This is a genomic window from Lachnoclostridium sp. An76, from assembly GCF_002161355.1.
Classification (GTDB): Bacteria; Bacillota; Clostridia; order Lachnospirales; family Lachnospiraceae; genus Mediterraneibacter; species Mediterraneibacter caccavium.
Window position 1 is genome coordinate 61,308 of the sequence record NZ_NFHL01000009.1, and the last position, 25,276, is coordinate 86,583.

24 protein-coding genes are annotated in these 25,276 nt (G+C 52.6%); 5 read left to right on the forward strand and 19 right to left on the reverse strand.

Annotation, left to right across the window (positions count from 1 at the left end):
- Positions 1 to 101: 101 nt before the first annotated feature.
- From B5G27_RS13430 to B5G27_RS13475, 9 genes are all read right to left on the reverse strand, one after another.
- A complete protein-coding gene (locus B5G27_RS13430; protein ID WP_087179429.1) occupies positions 102 to 299 on the reverse strand; it encodes a helix-turn-helix domain-containing protein in 198 nt (65 codons plus the stop codon).
- A gap of 229 nt (positions 300 to 528) precedes the next feature.
- Entirely contained in the window at positions 529 to 819 is a 291-nt protein-coding gene (locus B5G27_RS13440) for a hypothetical protein (RefSeq protein ID WP_087179378.1), read from the reverse strand.
- Entirely contained in the window at positions 812 to 1,876 is a 1,065-nt protein-coding gene (locus B5G27_RS13445) for a DUF6076 domain-containing protein (protein ID WP_087179379.1), read from the reverse strand. Before B5G27_RS13445 ends, B5G27_RS13440 begins: the two co-directional genes overlap by 8 nt.
- Positions 1,877 to 2,075: 199 nt before the next feature.
- Positions 2,076 to 3,059, reverse strand: a complete 984-nt coding sequence (locus B5G27_RS13450) for a ParB N-terminal domain-containing protein (protein ID WP_087179380.1) — start codon at positions 3,057 to 3,059, stop codon at positions 2,076 to 2,078.
- Complete coding sequence (locus B5G27_RS13455) at positions 3,049 to 3,834, reverse strand: ParA family protein (protein ID WP_087179381.1); 786 nt, start codon at positions 3,832 to 3,834, stop codon at positions 3,049 to 3,051. The genes B5G27_RS13450 and B5G27_RS13455 overlap by 11 nt, the downstream gene beginning before the upstream one ends.
- A gap of 40 nt (positions 3,835 to 3,874) precedes the next feature.
- Positions 3,875 to 4,120 carry a SymE family type I addiction module toxin gene (locus tag B5G27_RS13460; RefSeq protein ID WP_087179382.1) on the reverse strand — a complete coding sequence of 82 codons (246 nt, stop codon included), beginning with the start codon at positions 4,118 to 4,120 and terminating at the stop codon, positions 3,875 to 3,877.
- Between the two features lie 226 nt (positions 4,121 to 4,346).
- Entirely contained in the window at positions 4,347 to 5,831 is a 1,485-nt protein-coding gene (gene rlmD / locus B5G27_RS13465) for a 23S rRNA (uracil(1939)-C(5))-methyltransferase RlmD (protein ID WP_087179383.1), read from the reverse strand.
- A gap of 32 nt (positions 5,832 to 5,863) precedes the next feature.
- Complete coding sequence (locus tag B5G27_RS13470; protein WP_087179384.1) at positions 5,864 to 6,808, reverse strand: 3'-5' exoribonuclease YhaM family protein; 945 nt, start codon at positions 6,806 to 6,808, stop codon at positions 5,864 to 5,866.
- Between the two features lie 46 nt (positions 6,809 to 6,854).
- Positions 6,855 to 8,126 carry a S1C family serine protease gene (locus B5G27_RS13475; protein ID WP_087179385.1) on the reverse strand — a complete coding sequence of 424 codons (1,272 nt, stop codon included), beginning with the start codon at positions 8,124 to 8,126 and terminating at the stop codon, positions 6,855 to 6,857.
- Positions 8,127 to 8,269: 143 nt separating this feature from the next.
- On the opposite strand from B5G27_RS13475, the gene B5G27_RS13480 reads away from it, so the two are divergent.
- The 3 genes from B5G27_RS13480 to B5G27_RS13490 are packed head-to-tail and all read left to right on the forward strand — an operon-like array spanning position 8,270 to position 12,843.
- Entirely contained in the window at positions 8,270 to 10,645 is a 2,376-nt protein-coding gene (locus B5G27_RS13480; RefSeq protein ID WP_087179386.1) for an endonuclease MutS2, read from the forward strand.
- A 57-nt stretch (positions 10,646 to 10,702) separates the two neighbouring features.
- On the forward strand, positions 10,703 to 11,404 hold the full coding sequence (locus B5G27_RS13485) for a response regulator transcription factor (RefSeq protein WP_087179387.1): 702 nt from the start codon (positions 10,703 to 10,705) through the stop codon (positions 11,402 to 11,404).
- 17 nt (positions 11,405 to 11,421) lie between these two features.
- On the forward strand, positions 11,422 to 12,843 hold the full coding sequence (locus B5G27_RS13490; protein ID WP_087179388.1) for a sensor histidine kinase: 1,422 nt from the start codon (positions 11,422 to 11,424) through the stop codon (positions 12,841 to 12,843).
- An 87-nt stretch (positions 12,844 to 12,930) separates the two neighbouring features.
- Here B5G27_RS13490 and B5G27_RS13495 read toward each other — a convergent pair whose 3' ends face one another.
- The gene (locus B5G27_RS13495) at positions 12,931 to 14,193 is read right to left on the reverse strand and encodes a substrate-binding domain-containing protein (protein ID WP_087179389.1); all 1,263 of its coding nucleotides are present in this window, start codon (positions 14,191 to 14,193) and stop codon (positions 12,931 to 12,933) included.
- Between the two features lie 242 nt (positions 14,194 to 14,435).
- Here B5G27_RS13495 and B5G27_RS13500 point away from each other — a divergent pair, with 242 nt between their 5' ends.
- On the forward strand, positions 14,436 to 14,606 hold the full coding sequence (locus tag B5G27_RS13500) for a DUF362 domain-containing protein (protein ID WP_009244075.1): 171 nt from the start codon (positions 14,436 to 14,438) through the stop codon (positions 14,604 to 14,606).
- Positions 14,607 to 14,726: 120 nt separating this feature from the next.
- Here the strand turns inward: B5G27_RS13500 and B5G27_RS13505 are convergent, their stop codons facing one another.
- From B5G27_RS13505 to B5G27_RS13535, 7 genes are all read right to left on the reverse strand, one after another.
- Positions 14,727 to 15,560: a DUF3737 family protein gene (locus tag B5G27_RS13505; protein WP_087179390.1), complete on the reverse strand. Its 834-nt coding sequence runs from the start codon at positions 15,558 to 15,560 to the stop codon at positions 14,727 to 14,729.
- Between the two features lie 149 nt (positions 15,561 to 15,709).
- Positions 15,710 to 18,061: an FtsX-like permease family protein gene (locus tag B5G27_RS13510; RefSeq protein WP_242958322.1), complete on the reverse strand. Its 2,352-nt coding sequence runs from the start codon at positions 18,059 to 18,061 to the stop codon at positions 15,710 to 15,712.
- Positions 18,058 to 18,741: an ABC transporter ATP-binding protein gene (locus tag B5G27_RS13515; protein ID WP_087179391.1), complete on the reverse strand. Its 684-nt coding sequence runs from the start codon at positions 18,739 to 18,741 to the stop codon at positions 18,058 to 18,060. Before B5G27_RS13515 ends, B5G27_RS13510 begins: the two co-directional genes overlap by 4 nt.
- 87 nt (positions 18,742 to 18,828) lie before the next feature.
- Positions 18,829 to 20,211, reverse strand: a complete 1,383-nt coding sequence (locus B5G27_RS13520; protein ID WP_162611255.1) for a sensor histidine kinase — start codon at positions 20,209 to 20,211, stop codon at positions 18,829 to 18,831.
- Positions 20,208 to 20,903, reverse strand: a complete 696-nt coding sequence (locus B5G27_RS13525; protein ID WP_087179393.1) for a response regulator transcription factor — start codon at positions 20,901 to 20,903, stop codon at positions 20,208 to 20,210. Before B5G27_RS13525 ends, B5G27_RS13520 begins: the two co-directional genes overlap by 4 nt.
- Before the next feature lie 61 nt (positions 20,904 to 20,964).
- On the reverse strand, positions 20,965 to 21,462 hold the full coding sequence (locus tag B5G27_RS13530; protein WP_087179394.1) for a 4Fe-4S binding protein: 498 nt from the start codon (positions 21,460 to 21,462) through the stop codon (positions 20,965 to 20,967).
- Positions 21,459 to 22,145, reverse strand: a complete 687-nt coding sequence (locus B5G27_RS13535; RefSeq protein ID WP_087179395.1) for a rubredoxin-like domain-containing protein — start codon at positions 22,143 to 22,145, stop codon at positions 21,459 to 21,461. The genes B5G27_RS13530 and B5G27_RS13535 overlap by 4 nt, the downstream gene beginning before the upstream one ends.
- Positions 22,146 to 22,402: 257 nt before the next feature.
- On the opposite strand from B5G27_RS13535, the gene B5G27_RS13540 reads away from it, so the two are divergent.
- Positions 22,403 to 23,305 (forward strand): LysR family transcriptional regulator, encoded by a 903-nt coding sequence (locus tag B5G27_RS13540; RefSeq protein WP_087179396.1) that lies wholly within the window; start codon positions 22,403 to 22,405, stop codon positions 23,303 to 23,305.
- Here B5G27_RS13540 and B5G27_RS13545 read toward each other — a convergent pair.
- Positions 23,302 to 23,730, reverse strand: coding sequence for a hypothetical protein (locus tag B5G27_RS13545; RefSeq protein WP_087179397.1), 429 nt, complete (start codon positions 23,728 to 23,730; stop codon positions 23,302 to 23,304). The genes B5G27_RS13540 and B5G27_RS13545 overlap by 4 nt on opposite strands.
- On the reverse strand, positions 23,727 to 25,250 hold the full coding sequence (locus B5G27_RS13550) for a Y-family DNA polymerase (protein ID WP_087179398.1): 1,524 nt from the start codon (positions 25,248 to 25,250) through the stop codon (positions 23,727 to 23,729). The genes B5G27_RS13545 and B5G27_RS13550 overlap by 4 nt, the downstream gene beginning before the upstream one ends.
- Between the last annotated feature and the right edge of the window lie 26 nt (positions 25,251 to 25,276).

The following is a 25,276-nucleotide window of genomic DNA, read 5'->3' on the forward strand; positions in this document are numbered from 1 at the left end:
CAAAACCGCGTATTTTAATGATAATTTCATCTTTACTGTATTATGATGTATCCTATATCCAGTACACGTTTATATCTTTATCACACAGCATGTCTATCTTATTAGACATCCGCACTTTTTCCGCTGCTGATCCACTCATCCAATTCGCTCTTCTTGAATTTCCACAGTTTCCCTACCTTATAGGCAGGAAAGTCGTCTTTTTTCTTAATCCAGCCTCTGATTGTAATAACACTAACTCCAATATATTCGGCTGCTTCTTCAATGTTAATATAATTATCCGTAATATACTCGTTAGCCATGTATACCTCCATATTTCTGCTTTCCTGTCATCTTAAATTCCTACTTATAAAGCATATCACTATGCTCATTATCTTACAATTCTTTTTTGATGTTTCCTGATATTTTGTTATATTTCTTTCATCATTTATTATCAAAAAACACTCTATAGCATTCGTCAGAATTTGCTCATGATATACATGTAAAAACCGCTCAAGGGCATCCCCCTCAAGCGGCATATATAAGTATCTATTATCCTTTCTGTTCGTCCTCTTCCTGATTATCCGTAACAGAAGTCTGCATCTGATCTTGTTCTGATTGTTCGCTCTCTTGAATCGAATTAGTCTGCATCCTCTGATCACTCGAACCAGTCACCGGTATCAAAGAAATCGATCCATCTCTCATCGCTACATCCAAACCATAGTTGGCATCTATGATTTCATAAATTACCGCCGCAATTAACGATCCAGCAATCGCTAATTTGATGGTTCCACCCTTGCCGGTAAAAATAGACGCTATTCCATTCATCATGCTATTATTCATTATAAGACCTACCTTTCTCTCGTCTGATGCTATTTAACCATGCCTGATATTCTGTTTTTGACAGCTCCCCACTCAAAACGCTGTCTCGTTTTCCAGGAGACTCAATTTGTAGCATGCGTAGAAGCTCATCAACTTCTCCCGCTGCTTCTGGATTTCTGCGTTTATCGTTATATAAACGACAATAAGCATTCTTTTCCATTTTCTTTAGTTCATCGCCTTTCACCTTTGATCGATACACAACCTGCGGATAGTAGTCGTTACATGTACGCCCAGGATTCTGCGGTGAGGGGAATGGACAATATTTCGCACTATTCCGCTTAGCGGTAAAAAACTTATGGCACTCTGGATTATGGCATCGAACCACTTTAGTGGCAGCTTCAGTCAGATGTGAAAACTCAAAAACCGCCATCGCAAGAAAGCTGCTGATAACATATTGGTAAGTAAATTCTTCTCGATCAGAATCATAAATCGTGTGCATTTCAATACCCGGAACTACATCGGAATTATGCAATAGCTTACATCTTTCATCAAATGCTGCTCGTTCTTCCGGACTGGCTGTGCCAGATTTCACTGCCGCCATACCAATAAATAACGCATGTGCATTGCATAGGTCAATAATATAATTGTTATAACAAAGCCGTAGAAAATTGCCAACTGTATCAAAACCAATTTCTATTTCAAGCATATCGTTCATAGCAGCACGAACTCTTTCTTCATATAGAAATCGTGTTGCCGTCTTCGAATCCAGTGCTCGGCAACGTTCCATACAGCGAACAAAACTTCCCTGAGCAAGACGCTGCGCCGGAATAAAATCATCATAGAGAAGAGCCTCAAGGATATAATGCTCTGCAGCCTCGATCTCATCCTGCGTGAGAATGTTATCTTTCATCGGGCAATAATTGATGCAGTTCCGAAGTATTCTGGTAATATTATCAAGTGTCTCACCTTGAAATATCCTGCACAACAAATCGCCAACAGGATATTTCGTCATCATCGATCCCCTTGTAAATATGTTCATACCGTTCTCGTAAGAAATGATCAGACCATTCACTCGCATATTCCTTCTCCTTTCTTCTGGCTGGATTCGGTGGCCAACCGACTTTCGCTCAGATGATATGATCGCTAACGTCAATTTATATTATAGAGAAAATCCTTTATTTTACAATCCTTTTCGTTACATCTATTTAAGTCATATTAAAACTGAATTTTATAATTTCTAACAATGTGTAGGAATTAATAATTCTTAATACTCTCTGTCAACGTTCCGAATTTACCGCCTTTCCAAAATACATTTTCAATGCTTTCTCCATGATTTCAGAAACATCTGCTTCTCCAACATCCGCCAGATACGCATCGTAAACTTCTGCGTCGATCCATATCTTGACCGTCTTCTTTTCAGCCCTAGACTTTTCGTGGCATCGGAACACAGTCTCTGCTGTCTCCTGGTCAATCTTCCCGGTCTGTTTCCGAAGCTGCTCCGCCTGCTTGGGGCGAATCTTCTTGCCTTCCTGCTCTGCAACCTGACAGATCAAATTCTGCTCTTCTTCGTTCAGATAGGAGAGATGAACTGCCGCCATAAAAGGTAGCCTGCCATCATCCACCTGCTCCTTAAACTCCGAGATCAGATGATTCAGGCGCATCAGCCGGGAGACAGAACTTCCTGACAGTTCATATTCCTTCCCAACGCTATCTCTGCTCCTTAACTTGTGGTCACTGTGACCACAAGTTGATTTCTGTGGTGCGCCTTCCAGAGCAGCAATCTCTTTCACAATGTCATTCCGTTTCCCCTGACAGGAGATCTTCTCATGCCGTTCCTTCAGCACTGCTGCCTTTTCTGACGGCAGGAGATCCGTAAAGGACCGCTGGATCAGGTTCGTCTCAATCACATAGACATACGCCTCTTCCTCTGTCAGCTTATCCTTCACGATAGCAGGAATCTCTTTCAGCCCCGCCAGTCTGGCAGCGTTTGCCCGGTTGTGTCCGGCCAGCATCTCAAATCCCGTCTTTGTGCGTCTTACGATCACCGGATTCAGAACTCCATGCTCCCGGATACTCTGCACCATGTCATCCAGGCGTTCTCCCTCATACAACCGGAAGGGATGGTCATGAAACGGCGTGATCTTATCAATGGAAATTTGCAGAATACCATTTTCAGACACAGCCTTATCTACTGCAATGTCCTCCGTCAGTAAATCTAAAGCATCCTGAAACACCTTTCTCTTTGGGCTATTAGTCTTCATAACCTGCCACCTCCCTTGCCAGGCTCCGGTACATCTCACACGCCTTGCTTCCCGGCGCATATTCCACCAACGGCTTACTGTAATAAATGGACTCTCCCACCTTGACTGTATTCGGGATCACGCTCTCAAAGATCCGGATTTTCCCTTCAAACACCTCCATCACCTGTTCCGTGATCACTTTGCAGAGATTTGTTCTAGCGTCACACATTGTCAACAAGATCCCTGCAATCTGAAGCCTCTCATTCAGCCTACTCCGTACTTTTCTCACTGTTCGGATAAAATCCTGAAGCCCCATCATAGCCAGGAGCTGCGGATTGACGGTAATGATTACTTCATCTGCCGCAGCCAGCGCATTGATGGTCAACGACCCCAGCGAAGGACACGTATCCACTATCACAAAGTCATACTGATCCCTAATCGGTTCCAGGATGTTCGCCAGCATCCTCTCAGCCCCCATCTCTATCCGCAGCCTGCTGTCCACAGCAGACAGCACCATGGATGACGGAATAAAATCCACACCATTTCTTTTCTGAATAAACTCTGCCGATTCCGGCTGTTTTTCATCCTCCAGCTGACTCATCATCAGATGCCCGATGGTCATCGGCACCGCCGCTGGATCCTCGATCCCAAAACAGGTAGAAAGATTTGCCTGGCTGTCAAAATCCACTGCCAGAACCTTCTTCCCCATCTCTGCCAGACAATACGCCAGATTCCAGGAGCTGGCCGTCTTGCCAACTCCACCTTTAAACGATCCGCACATGATAATCTTACCCATATTTTCCTTGCCTCCTTTGACTCTGATTTTCTTATCATTCTCAGTTTCCGTATTTCTTCACGCCTTCCGCAACCATCTGGCTCACTCCGGTAATCGCCTGCCGCTCATTGGCTTCAGCCTTGGAAATCACCAGTTTCCCGTCCTCACACTTCACCACAATCGCATCATCAATCTCGAATCCCCAGTCATTCAGCCACTGTCCTTTCAGCATGATAGACGGGACCGTCTTATACTGATAACCGCTCTGTCCACAGACTTTCATATTTCTTACACTCTTCTTTGCCATAGAATTGACTCCTTTCAGATTTGATCAGACCTTAGAATTATTACAGACTTGCCTTCGTCACCATTTTTCAATTCTCTCTGCCCAAAGGTGCCACCTCCTCGAAGTTTCGTCCACACACCTCATAACGAAAAAAAGCTGCTGACACGTTGTTCTCTAACGCATCAACAGCTTCTCAACTCCGATTCCGTATACGATTTTCAATGGCAGATAGGCTTTTATTTCGCTTTTATTTCGCTTTTTCCTCATCTCTGATTCTACGGTAATCCTCCATATCTATACCGATCTTTACCGTGGTATCAGGTTTTCGTTTGCCCAAGAGGCACACAGTCTCGCAATGCACCGTCATCGGAAACATGTCCACCGCCCTCACCCTCTCCAGCTCATACCCCTTCCCGCACAGCACCTTCAGGTCCCGTGCTAGCGTCGCGGGATCGCAGCTTACATACACGACCTTCTCCGGCTGCATCTTCACGATCGTATCCAGCAGCGCCTCATCGCAGCCCTTGCGGGGCGGATCGACTACGATCACATCCGCGCGCGCCCGGGTCCGGCTTCCTTCTTCCCGGAGCCCTGCTTCCGCCCCTTCATTCTCCTGATACCACCGGGGCAGCACTTCCTCTGCCTTTCCCACAAAGAACTCCGCATTTTCAATCCCGTTGATCTCTGCATTTTTCCTGGCGTCGTCGATCGCCTGGGGAATGATCTCCACTCCGTACACCTTTCCCGCTTTCTGCGCGAGGAACAGGGATATCGTCCCAATGCCGCAGTACAGATCCCACACAGTCTCCCCGCCTTTCAGATCCGCGTACTCCAGGGCAAGGGAGTACAGCTTCTCCGTCTGGACCGGATTGACCTGATAGAACGACAGAGGCGAGATATGATATTTGATGTTTCCGATATAATCTGTAATATATCCCTGTCCCCAGAGCACTTTGAAGCTGTCGCCCATAATCACATTTGTCCGGCGTGTATTCGGGCTCAGGGTGATGCTTGTCATGCCCGGTATCTCTGCCAGCCTGTCGATCAGTGCATCTGCATGCGGGATCTCTTTTCCGTTCACCACAAGGCAGACCATGATCTCGCCGGTTGCGGACCCACAGCGGATCAGGGCATGGCGGATCAGGCCGCTCCCGGTCTTTTCATCATAGGAAGGGATCTGGTATTTTTTCATAAATCCCAGGATGGTCTCCAGGATTTCCCTGTTCACAGGCGCGCCAAGGGCGCAGTCTGTATTCGGGATGATATCATGAGTGCGTCCGGCATAAAATCCGGTCACCGGGTTTCCCTCTTTGTCTGTCCCAAAGGGGAACTGCGCTTTATTGCGGTAGCCGAACGGTTCTTCCATGCCGAGCACCGGTTCCATCACCCGGTCCAGAAGCTCCTTGGGGAAACCGCCGATGCGCTCCAGATTTCCGCGCACTTTCTGTTCCTTAAAAATGAGTTGCCGCCCGTAGGACATCTCCTGTATCTGACAGCCGCCGCACTTCCTGGCGAACCCGCATCTCGGTGTGACCCGGTCAGGCGAGGGCGAAAGCACCTTCATCAGTCTGGCATATCCGTAGTTTTTCTTTGCTTTCATAACTTTCGCTTCCACGGTATCCCCGATCACTGCGTCTTTGATAAACAGGGTATATCCGTCCACTTTTCCGATGCCTTCGCCGTTCACGCCGATGTCCGTGATCTTTACGGCTGCTGTATCATTCTTTTTCATATTTTTCTCCTTATAGGGAAATCAGGAGTGTGTTACACTCCTGACGTCCTGCGTAAATTCGATTCAAATAATTTATTATATCCCAGCCACTCATGACCGGTCTTTCCTTTAAATATCTCTGTCAGCGTCTGCATCTTCGCGTCCGCGTTATCCGCCAGGTTCAGCGCCAGCGCTTCCGCCAGTGCCGGTTTTTTCGGCGAGCCGTATTCCAGTTCTCCGTGATGCGCGATCACGCAGTGCTTCAGTTCGTTCGCGAGCTGCACCGGGAAATCCGGGATCGAGCGCACTGCCTCTCCAATCATCTCCACTCCGATCACGATATGCCCGATGAGCTGACCCTCGTCCGTATAATCATTGTCCGGGAACGCGGACAGTTCTCTTGTCTTACCGATATCATGGCACATCGCCGCGGCAAAAAGCAGGTCCCTGTTCAGGATCGGATACGCGCCTGCGAAATATTCGCACAGGTGCAGCACGCTCAGCGTGTGTTCCAGGAGTCCGCCCGCAAAGCCGTGGTGCACAGTCTTCGCGGCGGAATGTCCTTTAAATGTTTTGATGAACGCGCTGTCATTTACAAAGAAATATTCCAGAAGTTTTTTCAGATACGGATTCCCGATCTGCCGGATATATGCGGTCAGCTCCTCATACATCCCTTCTACACTTTTCTCCGTGGTTGGCATATAATCCGCCGGATCATACTCTCCCTCCTGGGCGCGCCGGATCTGTTTGATATTGATCTGGAGATTGCCGTTATAGCTGATCACATCCCCATATACTTCTATAAAGTCTTTTTCATCGTATTCTGCGATTCCCTGGGAATTGGGATCCCACACCTTCCCGTCAAGGATGCCTGTCTTATCCTGCAGGAGCAGGTTGTCATACGGTTTTCCGTTTCTTGTCTCCGCGGAACGTTTGCCCTTGCACAGGTAAACATTCCTGATCGTCTCTCCTTCATGAAGCCCATTGATATATCTCATTTTTTTCCTCTTTCTATCTGCTTTTTTCGGATCCTGTGCGGTCCTGTCACTCTTTGCTTCCGACAGTCACCGTAAATTCCACGTCCACATACCCTTCCGCGCCAATCCGCCTTCCTTCGACCGTGATCTGCTGCCCTGTTTTCATTTTCAGGACCGTATTCTGGTATGAACCGATATTCATTACATTTTTATTTCCTATTGCATAAATAATGTCTCCGCTTTGGATCCCTGCCGCCATTGCCGGAGAATCCGGGTCTACGTCCACTACATAAACGCCTCCCGGCATGCCCTGCTCCTCCTTGAGCTCTGACGTCACTGTAGTGCCGTATACTCCGATATACGGGACACTTTCCCCGTTTGCCAGGAACTCTATGATCGGTTTCAGGTCTGAGATCGCGTAAGCATTTGCCATGGAACTTTCGTTATTGTCCCAGACAGACTCCGGGATCAGCCCTACGACCTGTCCCTCCATATTAAACAGGACTCCCGTGCCCTGCTCTTCCGCAGGGATGTTTGTCGTGAGGATCCCGCACTCTCCGTCAAAAAATGTAGTCTTATAATCTGTTGTATTGACTGTGCCGTACCCCATCCCATCAGCGTAGCCGAAGAGATTTCCCAGCGCCATCACTGTGTCGCCCTGTTTCACCAGATTCGAATTCCCGAGTACGGACACCTTGATCGCAGACCAGGTAGAGTCTTTGATCTCTCCGTGCGGGACGCTGAATATTGCCAGGCCGCTGTTTCTGTCCCGCTTTTTCAGGGATGCGCGGTATTCTTTTCCATCCTGGAAGGTGACTGTCCATTCAGAAGCATCCTCGCAGACAAAGTCATCCGCCAGGATCAAAAGCTCCTGCCCGTTATCTGCCGTGATCACTCCTGCTGCCCCGGTACTGATGCCGGTCATTTCCTTTGTCCAGTCTTCCCCTGCATTTGCCGGCTCTATGGCAGCGATCCCCTTTCGCGCATCCGCAGCCCTCTCATTCATGCTGTCCATCATCTCTTCGTAACTGTCTGCATTGGCCGCGGGCACGGAATCTTCCTGCGATCCATCTGTCCCGCCCCCGTCTTCTTCGTCTTCCGGGATCGTCACTGTCTTCGGATCTTCCCCGAACTGATCTTCCAGCCATGGTTTAAGCGCAAAAAAACCAAGGCAGGCAAACACTCCCAGCACAATCCCATATATGGCAAATCTGGCAAGCTGATTTATGAAATGTTCCCTGCTGATCGGTTTTGGTTTTATCGTCTCCTGCAAAAAAGAATATTTCTTTTCCTCCGGGCCATCATCCGGACCCAGATCCCGGTCTTTATCGTTCGGCATGGACATCATTCTCCTCCGAATCCTAGTATAACTGATTCGCCTGGATTGTTCAATTCATTTTGGAAAAGCCTTTTCATAATTCCCGGAATGGGTTACAATGCTTACGGATACTAAAATGATGAACAGAAATACAAGGTGACTTCATGAATCAGAAAACACTGACAAAGCTTGAATTTGACAAGATCACAGCCCTTCTCGAGGAAGAAGCCGGTTCTTTCCGCGGCAGGCAGCTCTGCCGCCGGTTAAAGCCCATGACTGACCTCGGGAAGATCGATACATTTCAGGAACAGACCGCTGCCGCTTTTACCCGCATCGTGCGGAAGGGGCGGATTTCCTTCGGGGACGCCATGCCCGTAGAGGAATCCATGAAACGGCTGGAAGTCGGCGGCGCCCTGACCAGTTCCGAACTTCTGCGTATCTGCCGCCTGCTCGCAAATGCGGCGCGGGCGAAATCTTACGGGCGTCATGACACCCAGGAAGATTCTTCGGACTGCCTGGACGCTTATTTTGACCAGCTGGAACCCCTCACTCCGCTTTCATCAGAGATCGAGAGATGCATCATCTCCGAGGATGAGATCAGCGATGACGCCAGCAGTACACTGAAGCATATCCGCCGCAGCATCGGGAGCATCAATGACAAAGTACACTCTACCCTGTCCTCCCTGGTAAACGGTTCGCTCAGGACCTATCTGCAGGATCCGATCATAACCATGCGCGGCGACCGCTACTGCATTCCCGTAAAAGCGGAATACAGAGGGCAGGTGCAGGGGCTCATCCACGACCAGTCCTCCACCGGCTCCACTCTTTTCATCGAGCCGATGGCAGTGGTCAAACTGAACAATGACTTAAAAGAGCTCTACGCCAAAGAGCAGGAAGAGATCCAGGCCATCCTTGCCAGGCTCAGCGAGGAGGCAGCGCAGTATATCGAAGAGATCCGCGCGGACTACCGGGCGCTTACGGATCTGGATTTTATTTTTGCAAGGGGCGCTCTGGCCCTCTCCATGCGGGGAAGCCGTCCGGTCTTTAACGAAGAAGGACGCATCCGGATCCGCGAGGGAAGGCATCCGCTGTTGGATCAGAAGACCGTTGTCCCGATCACGGTGTCCCTGGGGGAAGATTTTACTCTCCTGATCATCACCGGCCCGAATACCGGAGGAAAGACCGTGTCTCTTAAGACCGTCGGGCTCTTCACCCTGATGGGGCAGGCAGGGCTCCACATCCCGGCTGGCGACCGCTCTGAGCTGGCAGTGTTCCATCAGGTCTATGCGGATATCGGAGATGAGCAGAGCATTGAACAGAGCCTGAGTACATTTTCCTCACATATGACGAATATTGTTTCTTTCCTGAAAAAGGTAGATGAGCGCTCTCTTGTCCTCTTCGACGAGCTGGGCGCCGGGACAGACCCCACTGAGGGGGCGGCGCTTGCCATTGCCATCCTGTCCCACCTGCACAGCCGCAATATCCGCACCATGGCAACCACCCATTACAGCGAACTGAAAGTATACGCGCTCTCTACGCCCGGCGTGGAAAATGCCTGCTGTGAATTCGACGTCGAAAGCCTGCGCCCTACCTACCGTCTGCTCATCGGAATCCCCGGGAAGAGCAATGCATTTGCCATCTCCGGCAAGCTGGGGCTGCCGGACTATATCATCGAGGACGCGAAGAAGCGGCTGAGCGAGCAGGACGTCTCCTTTGAGGATCTGCTGAGCGATCTCGAGGCGAGCCGGCGCACGATTGAAAAAGAACGGGAAGAAATCGCAGCGTACCGCCGGGAAGCTGAAAGCCTGAAGCAGCAGGCCGCCCAGAGACAGGCAAAGCTGGACGAGCAGAGAGACCGCATTATCCGGGAGGCGAACGAGAAGGCGAACGCTATCCTCAGAGAGGCAAAAGAAGTGGCGGATGAGACGATCCGCAATTTCCATAAATTCGGGAAAGAAAATATCTCGGCGGCTGAAATGGAAAAAGAACGGGAGCGGCTCAGGAAAAAGATCAAGGATACCTCCGCTGCCTCTTCTCTTGGCTCCCAGAAGCCGAAGAAAAAACATAAGCCGTCTGATTTTAAACTGGGCGAATCTGTCAAAGTGCTGAGTATGAATCTCACCGGTACAGTCAGCTCTCTCCCGGATTCCCGCGGCAATGTCACCGTGCAGATGGGCATCCTCCGGTCCCAGGTCAACATTTCCGACCTGGAGATCATCGAAGAGCCGTCGCCGTACGCCCAGAAGAAATTCAGCCGCACATCAAAAGGGAAGATCGCCATGGGCAAATCCCTGTCCGTCAGCCCGGAGATCAATCTGCTCGGAAAAACCGTGGACGAGGCAGTCGCGGAGCTGGATAAATATCTGGACGACGCCCTTCTCTCCCATCTGAACACCGTGCGGGTGGTCCACGGAAAAGGCACCGGCGCCCTTCGCAAAGGGATTCACGAATACCTGAGACGGCAGAAACACGTAAAATCCTATCACCTCGCCGAATTCGGAGAAGGCGATGCCGGAGTTACTATCGTAGAACTTGGATAAATTAATTTGGAAATATAATTTGTGCAAGGGGTCTGACCCCTTTTAGGAGGTAGCAGCATGATCGGAAAACAGAAGATCCTTATTGTAGACGACGATGAAAATATCGCGGAGCTTATCTCGCTCTATCTCACGAAAGAATGTTTTGACACAAAGATCGTATATAACGGAGAAGACGCCCTCACCGCATTTGACAGCTACCAGCCCAATCTGGTCCTGCTGGACCTGATGCTGCCCGGCATCGACGGCTACCAGGTATGCCGTGAGATCCGGGCGCGTTCCGCCACCCCGGTGATCATGCTCTCTGCAAAAGGAGAGGTATTTGACAAGGTCCTGGGTCTGGAGCTCGGCGCGGATGATTATATTATGAAGCCTTTTGACTCGAAAGAAATGGTCGCCCGCGTGCGTGCTGTGCTGAGACGGTACCAGCCGGCGAGAACCGAGTCAGCGAATGCGGAGAAGGCAAAATGCGTAGAATACGACGGCATCACTATAAATCTTACCAACTATTCTGTCACCTGTGACGGACAGCATATCGAAATGCCGCCAAAAGAGCTGGAGCTCCTTTACTGTCTCGCAGCCTCCCCGAACCAGGTGTTCACAAGGGAACAGCTCCTGGACCGCATCTGGGGATACGAATATATCGGCGACACAAGGACCGTAGACGTCCATATCAAACGTCTACGCGAAAAGATCAAGGATCACCCCCAGTGGAGCATCAGTACTGTCTGGGGCATCGGATACAAATTTGAGACCAGGTAAATTACGGAGAGATCGCCATGAAGAGTATGCTTCACCTGAAATTTATCGCACTATATATCATATTCGGCTTTCTGTGCCTGTTCACAACTGCCACGCTCACAACGCAGCTGGTGGAGGACCGGCTTATGGAGGACACTTCCCAGACACTGTACCGGGAAGCCACGCTGATCGCAAGCGATTATCTTCCCTCTTATTTTTCCGATTCTTCCCCCGCCGGCGGCTCGTCGATCGATGCGGTGCAGGCACAGCTTGCGGCTATGCGCCTGTACCTGAATGCATCCCTGTGGTTTGTGGACAGCACGGGCACAATGATCACCTCGTCAAATATCGAGAATACTTCCGCCCCTGAGGTGATCGAGGACTTCAATCCCGCTGAGATCGGAGGAAACCAGTACATTTCCGGCACTTACCACGGATACTTCGATGAGGATGTCATCACAGTAATGGCTCCTGTCACAAAAGGCTTTGTTACAAAAGGCTACCTGCTGATCCACAGTCCGGCGGAGAATATCGAACTGCGCTGCGGAGCAATGATGTTCCCCGTATATATCAGCCTCGCGGTCATCTATCTGCTGTCATTTATCTTTCTTCTCGGCGTCCACTTCATCGTGTACCGCCCTGTAAAGAAAATATCCGAAGCAGCCCAGCAGTATGCCCGCGGCAATCTTGACTATGAGATCCCCGTCACCGCGCATGACGAGGTTGGATACTTATCTGCATCGCTGAATTATATGGCTGCGCAGCTCAAAGATATGGATGACTATCAGAAAAAGATCGTGGCAAATGTATCCCACGATTTCCGTTCCCCGCTTACTTCGATCAAAGGGTATGTAGAGGCAATGGCAGACGGCACAATCCCCCCTGAACTGTATGGAAAATATCTGAATATCATCCTTTTCGAGACAGAACGCCTGACAGACCTGACAAGCGATCTGCTGACGCTGAATGAGTTCGATACCAAAGAGCTCCTTCTTTCCAAAGCAGAGTTTGATATCCAGGAAGTCATTAAAAAGACAGCAGCATCGTTTGAGGCAGTCTGCACTCCGAAGCACATTTCCATCGAACTTCTGCTCATGCCGGGTATCGTCCGCGTGTACGCAGACAGACGGAAGATCCAGCAGGTACTTTACAACCTGATCGATAATGCGATCAAATTCAGTGAAAACGATTCTTCCGTCACTGTGGAAGTAACGCTGAAAAATGAGAAAGCCTTTATTTCCGTGAAGGACCACGGGATCGGCATCCCGCGCAAAGAGCTGAATAAGATCTGGGAGCGTTTTTACAAATCCGACCTGTCCCGCGGAAAGGACAAAAAAGGCACCGGGCTTGGCCTTTCTATCGTAAAAGAGGTCATCCAGGCGCATAACGAGAATATCAATGTGATCAGTACGGAGGGTGTGGGCACGGAATTCATCTTTTCCCTGAGCCGCGCGGGATGATGCCCCCGGCACAGCCCTGTCAGATAAAAAAGCACCGGATAACCTTTCCTGGTCATACCGATGCTTTTTATCTTGTTTTTCCGGCTTCTACTCGTACAGCATCATCTGCACGGATCCGTCTTCCATATTTTCCTTATCCACCCATGTATATCCCGTATCCACCACTGCCTCATTTCCGATCTCCAGTATCGTCCTCGCCGCAGCGACTACCGTGGCATATCCCATGCCGAACGGATTCTGGACGACCAGTCCGTCGATCTCACCGGCTTCCAGCGCCTCGAGCTGTTCCTTTCCGGCATCAAATCCGACCAGAGCAATCTCTTCCGACTGCTCCATGGTCCTAAGCGCCTCCAGGCCCAGTGTGACTGCATCCGCATTCGTCCCGAAACATCCTTTCAGCTCCGGGTGCTTCGAAAGATAATAGGCAGCTGCCTCCTCGCCGCTCATCGCCCCTGCGATAGAATCGATGTCTTCCAGTTTTGTCTTCGCTTCTTCCGAGATTGCCTCACCTTTTGCATCGCTGTCCGATCCCTCTCCCAGCCCGGACGCTGCCTCTGTCCATGCAGCCAGTTCCTCAGACGTCACTCCCAGCTCTTCCGCCGCTGCCTGGCGCTTCATCTCATCCAGCTGGTCCATATAGATCGTCTCTACGATAGAAACTCCCGGATGTCCTTCTGCTATCTCCTGACGGAAAGCTTCCGCCCGCTCCCTGGCATTGCCGGACACGGAATCCTGCACGATCAGCGCCACCTCGCCGCTGTCCCCGATCGCCTCGCAGAGCTTTGCCGCGCCGTCTGCGGCGGCCTGCGCATTATCTGTCATGCAGGTACACTGGATTCCCTGATAACTGTTCCTGGAATCAAACGCCACGACCGGGATCCCGTTCCCGATCGCCAGGTCGAACTGGACTGCCGATGCGTCTTCATCAATGCTGGCAATGGCGATCACGTCAGGATACCTTGACATCTCCTCGTCAAGGATGTTGACCTGCTCATCGATGTCCTCGCTGTCCGCCGGGGCATTAAAAAGTACTTTTACCTTGTCATCCCCTGTATAGCCGAGCTTCTCATTTATATCATCCGCCGCCTGCTGTACTCCCTTCTGTACCTGTTTCCAGTAAGAAGAATTCTCCATCTTCCCGATGACCGAAATGTAGGTCCCCGGCTCCAGATCCAGGTCATCCACTGTCCCGTATACCTCAGGGGTTATCATATTCAGCTTTGGCTGCCACTCAGGCACCTGCGTCTCCTCTCCTGTAAATACATTGTCCGGGTCCTCTCCGCTGCATGCGCAGACTCCCATTGCCGCGCACACTGCCAGGGACACGGCAGCGATCAGTCTCTTCTTCATTTTCTTCCTCCATACTACAGAACACCCATTTAAATTCCGTTTCAGCGGGCTTTCCGCATCATCTCTTTATCTTACACCAATTTAACAGAAAAAAATGTGAATTTTTCCTAAAATTTAAAGCCTGTCAAAGTATTTAATTTAGAACACGCCAAACCCTTGTATATTCTCTCCCCGTGTATTAGAATAGGGATATCGGAAAGGAAGGTTCCTTTTCTGAAAACCAAAGAAGGAGGGTACATACTATGGCACACGTAATCAGTGATGAATGTGTAAGCTGTGGTTCTTGCGAAGGCGAATGCCCGGTAGGCGCTATCTCCGAAGGCGATGGCAAATACGAAATCGACGCTGATGCATGCGTAGATTGCGGAGCATGCGAGGCTGCCTGTCCGACAGGCGCTATCTCAGCAGAGTAATAATATACAATCGCAGAGTGATCACAAGCAAAAAGCACTGTCCGTCAGGGGCAGTGCTTTTTTATCCCGTATAAGATCCAGATCACTTCCATCTTCCGCCCGCGCTCCCAGGCAGTTATCCTATCCGATAACGATCTCACCCGCCGCATTTTCGTCGTCCCGGATGACCTCACCGACCGCCGGCACTTTGATATGCCCTGCGTACAGGTTCTTGATGCTGATCACCGGCGTTGTGATCACTGCTTCCACCTCAGACCGCTCAAAGGCAAGATCCGTATCGACCATCTCACAGTGGTCCAGAGTCAGGTTCCTGCAGTAACACAGCGGCTGGGTCCCGATGATCTTACAGTTTTCAAATCTTACATTCTCACAGTACCATGCAAGATACTCTCCTTTGACCACGCTGTTGCGCACGATAACATTCTTTGCATGCCAGAATGCATCCTTTGTGTCGAACTCGCAGTTTTCAAACACCGCGTCCTCTATGTACTGAAAGGAATATTTTCCCTTCAGCTTTACGTTTCTGAACATCAGATGATCCGAGCGCATCATGAAATACTCGCTCTGCGCACTTGTATCTTCCATCTCCACCCCGCTGGCTGACCAGCCAAACTCCGGGGATGCGATATCGCAGTCACGGATCACGACATGGGCGCACTCGCGCAGCGCTTTGATGCCGTGCATCTTTGTGCCCGCGATCTCTATATGGTCAGAGTACCAGAGCGCAGCCCTGCACAGCTCTGTCATGTCAGAGCCGGTGATCTTCAGGCCGTGGTCGTGCCAGAAGGGATATCTGAGATTAAAATAACAGTTCTCTGCCTCGATATTTCCGCACTCCTTGAATGCACTCTCCCCGTCCGCCGGTCCGTCGAACCTGCAGTTTTTCACTGTGATATCATGACTCCCGTAGAGGGCGCGCTCCATGTCAAATGTTTTATTTTCTATGATCTCCATCGCTGTATGCCTCCTTATCCTCGGCCGGAGCAGATTCCAAACGGTCCTGCCTCCGGCATCCTATATTATACTACGGACAGGAACATACAGCGAATACTTGTTTTCTATATCTTTCTATACCTGCGGCGTATGAAAACACGCCGGGCACCCTACATTGCTCCAAGCGTATCTACCACGGACATTTCCCGGATCCGCCGCGCCGGTCCCGCAACAGCAGCCGCCGCTGCCAGAGCCATGACAGTGAGGATCACGGCCAGCGCTGCCGCCGGCACCTGCCAGGGGTCTCCCCACCGGCTGGTCACCAGCAGCCCGTAAATCTTCCAGTTCAGCAAAAGCCCCGCCGCGCAGCCTGCCGCCATACCGCCCGCCACATAAGTGAGCGCCTCCGCCGCCACCATGCGCACGAGCTGAGCGCCGGTCATGCCGATCGCACGCATAGCGCCGTACTGCCTGAGCCTTGCGGATACGCTCATGGCGATACTGTTGATGATATAAAAGACAGAGATCAGGGCGATCACCGCAAGGAAGCCGTAGAGGAACAGTGCGAAAGAATAATACGCTCCCCTTACCTCGCTGTTCTCCTCTCGGTTATCCGCCACTGAAAATTCTTCTCCCGCCATGGCGCAGATCCGTTCCACATCCTGGTCCGACGCTCCCGGCTCAAGCTGAAGGTCAATCGTCGTGTAATCGGTCTCCCCGGTCAGTTTTTCAAAAAGCGCTTCCGAGCAGACCAGTACCGTAGATCCGGGCGTAACATTGAACGCACTCCCATTGAGCACACCGGACACGGTCACTGTCTCTGCCCCGGACGGGAAATCGATGGTAATCTCCTCGCCCGGAGTGAAATCCCGGGCAGCGTCCATTGTCACTGCCATCACACCCCTGCCTTCCTCCGCGTCCTTTAAAGATCCTTCCGCGACAGAATCTTCCGCCCAGCGGAACTGGTTCTCCTCATAGGAATTCAGGTCGATCTGAAACTCTGCGTCCCCTGCGCGGGCGGGGACTGCACTGGCTCTGCTCCTCCCGTACACTCTCTTCACCGCCGGATCGCCGCTCAGTTCTTCCGCCAGATCCTTAGGGACAGAGCAGGAGCCGTCCGTGCTGGATATGGTCAGGTCCGGCGCGGACGGACGGAGCGGCTTGATCCCATGATCCATGAAATCAAGCGCAGGGCTGAAGCTCAGGAACAGGATAATGCTGAATGCAAATGACCCTGCCATCAGCAGGAAGTTCTTTCTGCTGCCCACAGCGTGGTGGATCCCGAGCGCCGCCTCAACAGGGAAAAACCTGGCGTGCGCCGCCCTGCGGACCGCATGTGTGCTCCCTGCATTTCCCGATACCGCGGTCAGGGGCGAGACTTTCGACGCTCTCTTCGCCGGGGACCGAGCCGCCAGGAGCACTGTGCCCAGCCCGATGACAGCGCCTGCCAAAAGCCCGGGGACACTCACCCCAAACATCTGCATGCCGGAAAAGTACGCGGGGCTCACTGTCTTAAGCACAGCGCAGAGCGCCCACACAACGGCCACGCTGATCCCCAATCCCACAGGGATGGCGGTCCTGCACCAGTTCAGCGCTTCCCTGCGCACAAATCTCCGCACCTGTCTCTGGTCTGCACCCAGACATCTCATCATCCCGAAAAAACGGATCCTGCGCGCCACACTGCTGTTCATGCTTCCGGAAATCATCAGGACGCCCGCTGTCGTCACCAGCACCGCAAGGACCGCTGCAACCGCATAAAGCTGTGCCATATAAGTGTCGCTGCTCTGGAACTGGAGCGCCAACAGTTTGGAGTTAAGCGCTGCCGATGCCGGATCGATGCCGATCTGTGCGCACAGATCATCCACTGTCTTCTCCACATTGCAGAACATCCTGAAACGGACCAGAAGCATCGTATCCGCCGCATCCTGAGAGGCAAAATACTTCTCAAACGCAGACAGATCTACAAACAGCCCCACCGCTTCCTCACTGTTCAGCCCGGACGCGTCTTCAAGGATCCCTGTGACCGTAAAGGCCGCGTCCTGCCCATCCGCCATGTGCAGGGTCACCTGGCTTCCTTCCCGGATCCCGAGCTGCCCTGCCGCAGTCTCTGTCACTGCCGCCTCATCCTCTTTCTCAGGGAGCCGTCCTTCCTGTACCTTCAGCATGGGAAGAAGTTCTGTGAGATCCTCATCCACCCCTGACACAGCGGCGCTCATCCCATCGACCGTACATCCTGACGTCTCCGCCTCCACGTTTTCCAGCAGGGCGGCGTCTTTCACCTCCGCCCGCGCCCGGACCAGTTTTTCCTGCTCCTCTGTCAGCCCTGTAAACGCAGCCTGCCATGACCCGTTTGACTGGACCGTCTGATAGATCTGGCTGCGGATCTCCATATCCGCCATGCTGAATATCGATGCCGCCAGGAAGACCGCGAGCGTAATGCAGACCCGTATCATCCTCGTCTGTTTCTTCCGCACTTTTTCAGAGACAGAGACCAGATCCAGATAATGCTTCATCTCTTTCATGCACGGACACCTCCCATATCAGTGAGCCTGCCGTCGCGCACCCGGAGCACCCGGTCCACTCCTGACGTCAGATGTTCATTGTGCGTGATCATCAGGATCGTCTGCTGGTAATGCCTGGACGCCTTCATCAGCAGGTCCATCACATCCTGGCTGTTGCCGGAGTCCAGATTGCCCGTGGGCTCATCGGCGAGCACCAGCATGGGGCGCATGATCAGCGCCCTGCCGATGGCCACTCTCTGCTGCTGGCCGCCGGATAGCTGTCCGGGGAGATGCTTTCTCCTCGCTTCCAGCCCCAGCACTTCCAGGATCTCATCCACCCGTTTCTTATCGGGTTTCTGATGGTCCAGGAGCATGGGAAATATCAGGTTCTGTTCCACATTCAGTTCTTCCACAAGCTGGAAAGACTGGAATACAAAGCCGATATTCCTCCTGCGGAATACTGTCCTCTGGTTTTCTTTCATGCCGAACAGGTCCTGCCCGTCCAGCCATACCTTCCCTGATGTGGGAGTGTCAAGTCCCCCGATACAGTTCAAAAGCGTACTCTTCCCGGATCCGGACTCTCCGACCACTGCCGCGAATTCCCCTTTCCGGAGAGTAAAGGACACATCCTTCAGGGCGTCTACCCGTGCCTCTCCTGTCCCGTAAACCTTACAGAGATGTTCTGTTCTCAATATTTCCATAATGCTGCACCTTCCTTTCACGGACCAGTATAGCAGGGCATCCTTACTCTCAGGTGAATCCGGCCCCTCTTTCTCCTTACAGTTCTGTCATCTTTCCCCGGCATCCGACTTATCCCACATATCTTTCCCGCCCCGTATGTCCGGCTTGTCCCGTGCGTCCGCCTTATCCCGCGCATCTTCCTTATCCCGCGCATCTTCCTCATCCCGCGCATCCTGCGGTCTTTCCGATGCCGTAATCTCCTCCGGAGTATCCGGGAACGAAGCGGTAAAGACCGCCCCCTGCCCCGGGCTGCTCTCTACGGAGATCCTTCCTCCCTGTCCCTCTACGATGGATCTCGCCAGCGGGAGCCCCAGGCCCACGCCCTGGGTATCGCTGCTCTGCCTGCTCCTGTAAAACCGTTTGAAAATGTGGTGGATATCCTCCTGGCTGATACCAGTCCCGTCATCCGCCACTATGATCCGGAACATTGCAGGCGACTTCTTCCAGGACACAGCCACCTGTCCTCCGCTCCGCGTATGGTCAAGCGCGTTTTTCACCAGATTCCCGACCGCCTCGGCAGTCCACTCTCTGTCGCACCGTATCTCTGCATCCGGCTCTCCGTAGAAGCTGATCTTTTTCCTTTCTCTCTCTGCCCTCTCCATCAGGTCCGCACAGGCTTCCCTCACCAGATCCGCGGCATACATTTTCTGCTTCCTGAAACGGACGCTTCCCGCATCCAGACGTGTCACTCTCAAAAGCATGCGGATCAGGCGGTCCATACGCCCAAGGGATTCCTCTGACTTTTCCGCAAATACCCGGACTGTTTCCGGCTCCTCAGGCTCTCCGGCAATGATCTCTGTATACATGTGCAGGGCTGCAAGCGGAGTTTTCAGCTGATGGGAGATATCGGAAATCGTGTCCTTTAAAAATTCCCTGGATTTCTTCTCCTCCTCTCCTTTTGCCTGAAGCGCAGTTGACAGGCGGTCCACAGCGCTGAAGAGATGGTCCAGCATCCCTCTCTCTCCTCTGGAGATACGCTCCGAGAAATCGCCCTCCGCATACTGGTCTATGATATGCGCGGCATGTTCATACGTCTTCTCTCTTCTTCGAAGATAACAGAGCGTCCCCGCCCAGAGCAAAAGGCAGTCGCCCAGCCCGGCAGCGCCGATGAAGATTCCTGCTCCGCCTTCCTCTCTTTCCCGGATAACCGAGAGTACAGCTCTGTTCTCTTCTGTATACCCGATCTTTCGCAGGAGCTCTTCCCCTGCCCGGGTTGTCTCTGTATTTTTAAACGCGAGCGCCACTGTCCCTTCCGGGACGCCCTGCTCCAGCAGGGAAGAAGCCGCTGCCCTCTCCCACTTAAGAAGACTGTCTCTTATCCTGATCTCACGGTCCGCACAGGCGATAAAAAATACCGCTGCCAGCGCCAGGCAGATCCCCGCAAGGAACACCGCGTACCGCCGGTTCTGTCTGTCCTGCATCCAGGTCATGGCTCTCCCTCCCATCGGTATCCCACTCCGCGCACGGTCACCAGATGGACCGGCCGGGAAGATTCTTCCTCTATCTTTTCCCTGAGCCTGCGGATATAGACGGACAATGTATTGTCATCCACAAAATTCCCATGTCCGTCCCACAGCTCATCTAATATATAATTCCGCGTCAGCGTCTGCCCGTCATGCAGGATGAACAGGCTGAGCAGGCGGTACTCCGCACCTGTCAGATCCAGGCTCCTGTCATTGAGATACGCCCTGCCCGCCGCCCGGTCCAGAGTGACCGGGCCAGACCTGATCCTGACCGGACTGTCCGCCCTCTGCACAGCACTGCGCCTTAACAGGGCACGGATGCGGGAGCACAGCTCGCCCAGCTTAAACGGCTTTGTGATATAATCGTCCCCGCCGCCGTCCAACCCCCGGATAATGCTTGTCTCCTCGTCAGCGGCGGTCAGAAAGATGATCGGAGTCAGGTCGCCGGATGCCCGCACCTTCTCGCAGACCATAAACCCTGTCCCGTCCGGAAGAGTCACGTCCAGCAGAAGCAGGTCATACGGATGCCTGCCTCTCAGCGCCTGCTCCGCCTCCTGTACGTTCCTTGCCACATCCAGATCAAATCCATTCTTTTCAAGCGAATATTTCAGACCGTCGATCAGTCCCCGGTCATCTTCCAGCAATAAAAGCCTGCACATAAAAATCCCTCCTGAAATGTGTTTATTATAGCACATTCCCAGAAGGGATTTATCTTACGTTTTAGTAAGGATATGGGATCATCTCCAGCAGCCTTTCCACTGCTTCTGCCGGGAAACCGTCCCCCGGCGGATCCTGGCGCCACTTCTCCAGCTTCCTGTGGGTATTCCCACTCTGCGGGAGCATATACCCCGCCTCGCGGCTGATATCCTCTGCGACAAGCCGGCTAGATCTGGCAAGCGCCTTACACAACCTGTAAAGTCCGTCATCTCCCGTCTCTTCCATGATCTGGAGAGCAGCCTTCTCCTGTCGTACCTTTCCTCTGAGCAGGGTTTCCGCCAACCGCACCACAGCGTCATCCTTTTTCTGCTGGGGCGGGAGTTCTACCGGCATCATGGTGATCGCGCCGCTCGGACATGCCCTGGCGCACACGCCGCAGCCTGTGCATTTCTCCACATCAATGATACTGTTCTCCGTATCCGTCGCTCCCACCGGGCAAACGTACAGGCACAGGCAGTCTTTTGTACACAGCCTCAGATTTCTCACTGCAAATTCTTTCATCCGGAAACCCTCCCTTCCATCTTCTCAAACTTCCAGTCCGGCACCTTGCAGACCGGACACAGCTCCGGGGGAGTGTCGCCTGTATAGATGAAACCGCACACAGAGCAGACCCACACATCCGTGTCTTTCAGGAACGCGCTGCCTTCCTTTATGTAACGGTTGATCAGGACGTCCTGGATCCGGGTGACCTTCTCTCCCCATGTACAGATCCTCAGGGTGCCCCGGTCCGCCTTTGCCGACGCCTCCGCGCTCAGGGCAGGATAGCCTTCCGCAAGATCCTGCGCAGTCATGGACGCAAGCTGCTCCATACCGGCGTCTTCCTCATCCGGGATACGGGCGGCAAAATATTCCGCGAGCTGTCTGAATAATGCTTCCTCTTCCGGACGGTACTGTTTCTCGCATCCCCGGGCAAGATTTGAGCACATCACAGACAGTTCTCCTGCTGATGCCATGCGATCTCCGGCGGCTCCTGTCCCCAGTGCATCCTCTTCCCCGGATCCGCTCTGCACTGCTTCCGGCCTCTCCACTGCTACCGCTTCGCCCGGCCCGTCTTCTTTTGGTCCGAAAAGCGCTTTGGGCGCCTTGCACCACGGGCAGGCCCATGTGTCAGGCAGATCAGAAAACAGCTTATTTTCCTTCTCCTCATCATAGACATACCCGCAGACTGAACAGACATACTTCATAAACGATCCCTCCTGTCTCCTTTTTCTTTCAATGTATCATCCTGGGATCGCACCCGTCAATCTCTTCGAGAGTATTTTGCCGAGCTGATCTTTCTGCGCTGATTTTCTCCGGACTAACTGACTGCCCGCACGGATGTGAAACTTGACTTTCCGACACCCATCACCTAACATGAATTTTAGGATATCGGTACAGACGCTTCTTCTGAGCCTGGATGCCCGATCCCCGGCAGATACCCATACAAGGAGGACTGAACAATATGGAACTCAGAGTACTTCGCTATTTCCTCGCCGTCGCGCGTGAGGGCAATATCACGGCGGCAGCGAATTTTCTGCACCTTACTCAGCCTACGCTCTCCCGGCAGATCAAAGACCTGGAAGAAGAATTGGGCCAACAGCTTCTGATCCGGAAGAGCCACCGCATCGCTCTGACGCCCGAAGGCATGCTGCTGCGGAAACGCGCAGAGGAGATCATTTCCATGGTGGACAAGACGGAGGCTGAGTTTTCTTCTATGGAAGGCACGATCAGCGGAGATATCTACATCGGCGGCGGCGAGACACAGGCGATCCGTGACATCGCGGAGATCATCCGGGACCTGCGCGTATCCTGTCCCGGCGTACACTGCCACCTGTACAGCGGGAATGAGGAAGAGGTAACCGAGCGTCTCGATAAAGGGCTTTTGGACTTCGGTATCCTCATCCAGCCGGCGGATATCTCTAAGTATAACTATATCAATCTCCCCGGCAGAGACATCTGGGGAGTGATCATGCGCAAGGACAGTCCCCTCGCGGCAAAAGACCGGATCGAAAAAAGCGACCTGACGGAGCTTCCCCTGATCTGTTCCCGGCAGGCGATCTCACCCCATCTGTCAGGGAATGAATTCGCCGACTGGTTCGGAGACGATTTTGACAAGCTGGATATCGTCACCACCTTTAATCTCGTATACAATGCAGCGGTCATGGTAAAAGCGGGCGTGGGTTACGCTCTGACTCTCGATAACCTCGCGGACACCTCTGCGGACAGCGACATCTGCTTCCGTCCTCTTTATCCGCAGCTGGAATCCGGGCTGAACCTGATCTGGAAAAAATATCAGATATTTTCTCCTGCTGCAGACCTGTTCTTAAAAGAAGTGCAGGACCGTTTCCAGACAGATGCCTTTTAATTTTCATCCACATGGACAGACAGGATATCTTCCATCCGGACAGGGAGAAGGGTAATTCCCTCCTCTCCTTCCTGGATCTCCAGTATGAGAACATCCTCTGCCTCATCCACTCTTCGGATCTTCCCCGCGGCTTTTCTGTACGCCCCTCCGGACTTTCTCGCGTCAGGCGCAAAATAGGTGACCACGATCTCTGCATTTTTCCCCTGAGTATTTAAAACCGCCCGCAGCGTCTGGTCCATCTCCGCCCTTTCATCCTCCGACAGCTCCGGCCTCGCCTCTGTCAGCCTCGCAGTCTCCCGGATCACATCCCCGTATCCTGTCAGCGCGGCAAAGGGCGCGAACTGTGCCGCCCGGTCTGAGACAGGCATATGGGGATGCCGCTCTGACACATGATGGGGCAGATTGATAATATCGTCATAATTCATGCTCTGTGTCCTCCGATCTGGCTGTTCCGCTCTCTGGCCGTGGCGCCTTCCTCCAGGTTCATTCCCTTCAGGATCGCGTTTTTCCCGAATTTTCTCTTGATCTCAAGCACAGCCTCCTGCATCTTTCTCTCCCGTTCCTGCTCTTCCTGTTCCTTTTCCCGTTCTTTTTGGAGCGCGGTGTAATCCGTAAAAAGATCCATCTGCTCGAACCGCTCCTCTTCCCGGATCTCAGACCTGGGCAGTACGTGGCATGCCGCCATGCTGATCCTTCTCACCAGAAGTTTCCTGTCTGTGATACGGTCATACAGTTCCGTGACCGCGCGCACGATCTGCTTTGTCGATGAGGTATATTCCTTTAAGTTGGCTGTGCCGTGGGCATGTTTCGGGATCTTCCGTCCGTACCGGTCTGTTTTCACCTCTCCGCCGTACTGTCCGCAAAGCGCCGGATCTCTCAGATTGTCGATATCATATCCCACAGTCAGCACCACCTGGTCCGCTGCCAGATTCTTCTCCACCAGGTCAAGGGCAAGCTGGTCCGCCATCTCCCGTACGACCAGCCTCGCCCTGTCAAACGGATAAGGACAGTGCAGCACCTGCCCTGAGCCCACGCTGCTGCTCTGCGGCTTATATGCTTTGATATCAGCAATCGCGCACGGCTCCCAGCCCCACGCATGATCGATCAGCAGCTCCGCATTGACTCCGAACATATGGTAGAGAAGGTCTTCATTATAATAATCCGAAGGCTTTCCCAGGGAGCACCTTGCGATATCTCCCATTGTATACAATCCCTGTTCCTCCAGCTTCTTTGCGTATCCGCGCCCGATCCGCCAGAAATCTGTCAGCGGACGGTGGGACCAGAGCGACCTGCGGTAAGACATCTCATCGAGCTCCGCGATCCGCACGCCGTTCTCGTCCGCAGGGATATGTTTCGCCCCGATATCCATCGCTGTTTTGCACAGATACAAGTTCGTACCGATTCCCGCTGCCGCTGTGATCCCTGTCGTCTCGAGCACATCCAGAATCATTTTCCCCGCCAGCTCCCTTGCCGTCATCTGATAGGTCCCCAGATAAGAAGACGCGTCAATGAACACCTCATCGATGGAATAGACATGGATATCCTCCGGGGCGATATATTTCAGGTAGACCTGATAGATCTCGCCGCTGATCTCCATATAGCGCGCCATCTGCGGAGGCGCTGTCACAAAATCCACCGCAAGCGCAGGATCCCTCTCCAGCTCCGGAGCCTGGCAGGACGTCCCTGTAAACTCCCGTCCCGGCGCGCCCTGCCGCCTGGCTGCATTGACCTCCCGGACTTTCTGTTCCACCTCAAAGAGCCGCGGCCTGCCGGGGATGCCGTAAGCCTTCAGAGACGGCGAGACAGCAAGGCAGATCGTCTTCTCTGTACGGCTCCTGTCAGCCACCACCAGATTCGTTGTCATCGGATCCAGTCCCCGCTCCATACATTCGACAGAGGCATAAAACGATTTCAGGTCGATCGCGATATAAGTCCCATCCTGCATCTTTCCCGGCTCCTTTCTGCTTTCTA

Bases quoted from the DNA above. Each gene is read 5' to 3' on its own strand.
- B5G27_RS13470 (WP_087179384.1), bottom strand. From the start codon at position 6,808: ATGAGATATATCAATGGGCTTCATGAAGGAGAGACGATCAGGAATGTT.
- B5G27_RS13440 (WP_087179378.1), bottom strand. From the start codon at position 819: ATGAATAATAGCATGATGAATGGAATAGCGTCTATTTTTACCGGCAAG.
- B5G27_RS13500 (WP_009244075.1), top strand. From the start codon at position 14,436: ATGGCACACGTAATCAGTGATGAATGTGTAAGCTGTGGTTCTTGCGAA.
- B5G27_RS13485 (WP_087179387.1), top strand. From the start codon at position 10,703: ATGATCGGAAAACAGAAGATCCTTATTGTAGACGACGATGAAAATATC.
- B5G27_RS13430 (WP_087179429.1), bottom strand. From the start codon at position 299: ATGGCTAACGAGTATATTACGGATAATTATATTAACATTGAAGAAGCA.
- B5G27_RS13460 (WP_087179382.1), bottom strand. From the start codon at position 4,120: ATGGCAAAGAAGAGTGTAAGAAATATGAAAGTCTGTGGACAGAGCGGT.
- B5G27_RS13535 (WP_087179395.1), bottom strand. From the start codon at position 22,145: ATGAAGTATGTCTGTTCAGTCTGCGGGTATGTCTATGATGAGGAGAAG.
- B5G27_RS13540 (WP_087179396.1), top strand. From the start codon at position 22,403: ATGGAACTCAGAGTACTTCGCTATTTCCTCGCCGTCGCGCGTGAGGGC.
- B5G27_RS13510 (WP_242958322.1), bottom strand. From the start codon at position 18,061: ATGAAAGAGATGAAGCATTATCTGGATCTGGTCTCTGTCTCTGAAAAA.
- B5G27_RS13530 (WP_087179394.1), bottom strand. From the start codon at position 21,462: ATGAAAGAATTTGCAGTGAGAAATCTGAGGCTGTGTACAAAAGACTGC.
- B5G27_RS13495 (WP_087179389.1), bottom strand. From the start codon at position 14,193: ATGAAGAAGAGACTGATCGCTGCCGTGTCCCTGGCAGTGTGCGCGGCA.
- B5G27_RS13455 (WP_087179381.1), bottom strand. From the start codon at position 3,834: ATGGGTAAGATTATCATGTGCGGATCGTTTAAAGGTGGAGTTGGCAAG.
- B5G27_RS13545 (WP_087179397.1), bottom strand. From the start codon at position 23,730: ATGAATTATGACGATATTATCAATCTGCCCCATCATGTGTCAGAGCGG.
- B5G27_RS13475 (WP_087179385.1), bottom strand. From the start codon at position 8,126: ATGCCGAACGATAAAGACCGGGATCTGGGTCCGGATGATGGCCCGGAG.
- B5G27_RS13450 (WP_087179380.1), bottom strand. From the start codon at position 3,059: ATGAAGACTAATAGCCCAAAGAGAAAGGTGTTTCAGGATGCTTTAGAT.
- B5G27_RS13520 (WP_162611255.1), bottom strand. From the start codon at position 20,211: ATGACCTGGATGCAGGACAGACAGAACCGGCGGTACGCGGTGTTCCTT.
- B5G27_RS13490 (WP_087179388.1), top strand. From the start codon at position 11,422: ATGAAGAGTATGCTTCACCTGAAATTTATCGCACTATATATCATATTC.
- rlmD (WP_087179383.1), bottom strand. From the start codon at position 5,831: ATGAAAAAGAATGATACAGCAGCCGTAAAGATCACGGACATCGGCGTG.
- B5G27_RS13480 (WP_087179386.1), top strand. From the start codon at position 8,270: ATGAATCAGAAAACACTGACAAAGCTTGAATTTGACAAGATCACAGCC.
- B5G27_RS13515 (WP_087179391.1), bottom strand. From the start codon at position 18,741: ATGGAAATATTGAGAACAGAACATCTCTGTAAGGTTTACGGGACAGGA.
- B5G27_RS13525 (WP_087179393.1), bottom strand. From the start codon at position 20,903: ATGTGCAGGCTTTTATTGCTGGAAGATGACCGGGGACTGATCGACGGT.
- B5G27_RS13445 (WP_087179379.1), bottom strand. From the start codon at position 1,876: ATGCGAGTGAATGGTCTGATCATTTCTTACGAGAACGGTATGAACATA.
- B5G27_RS13505 (WP_087179390.1), bottom strand. From the start codon at position 15,560: ATGGAGATCATAGAAAATAAAACATTTGACATGGAGCGCGCCCTCTAC.
- B5G27_RS13550 (WP_087179398.1), bottom strand. From the start codon at position 25,250: ATGCAGGATGGGACTTATATCGCGATCGACCTGAAATCGTTTTATGCC.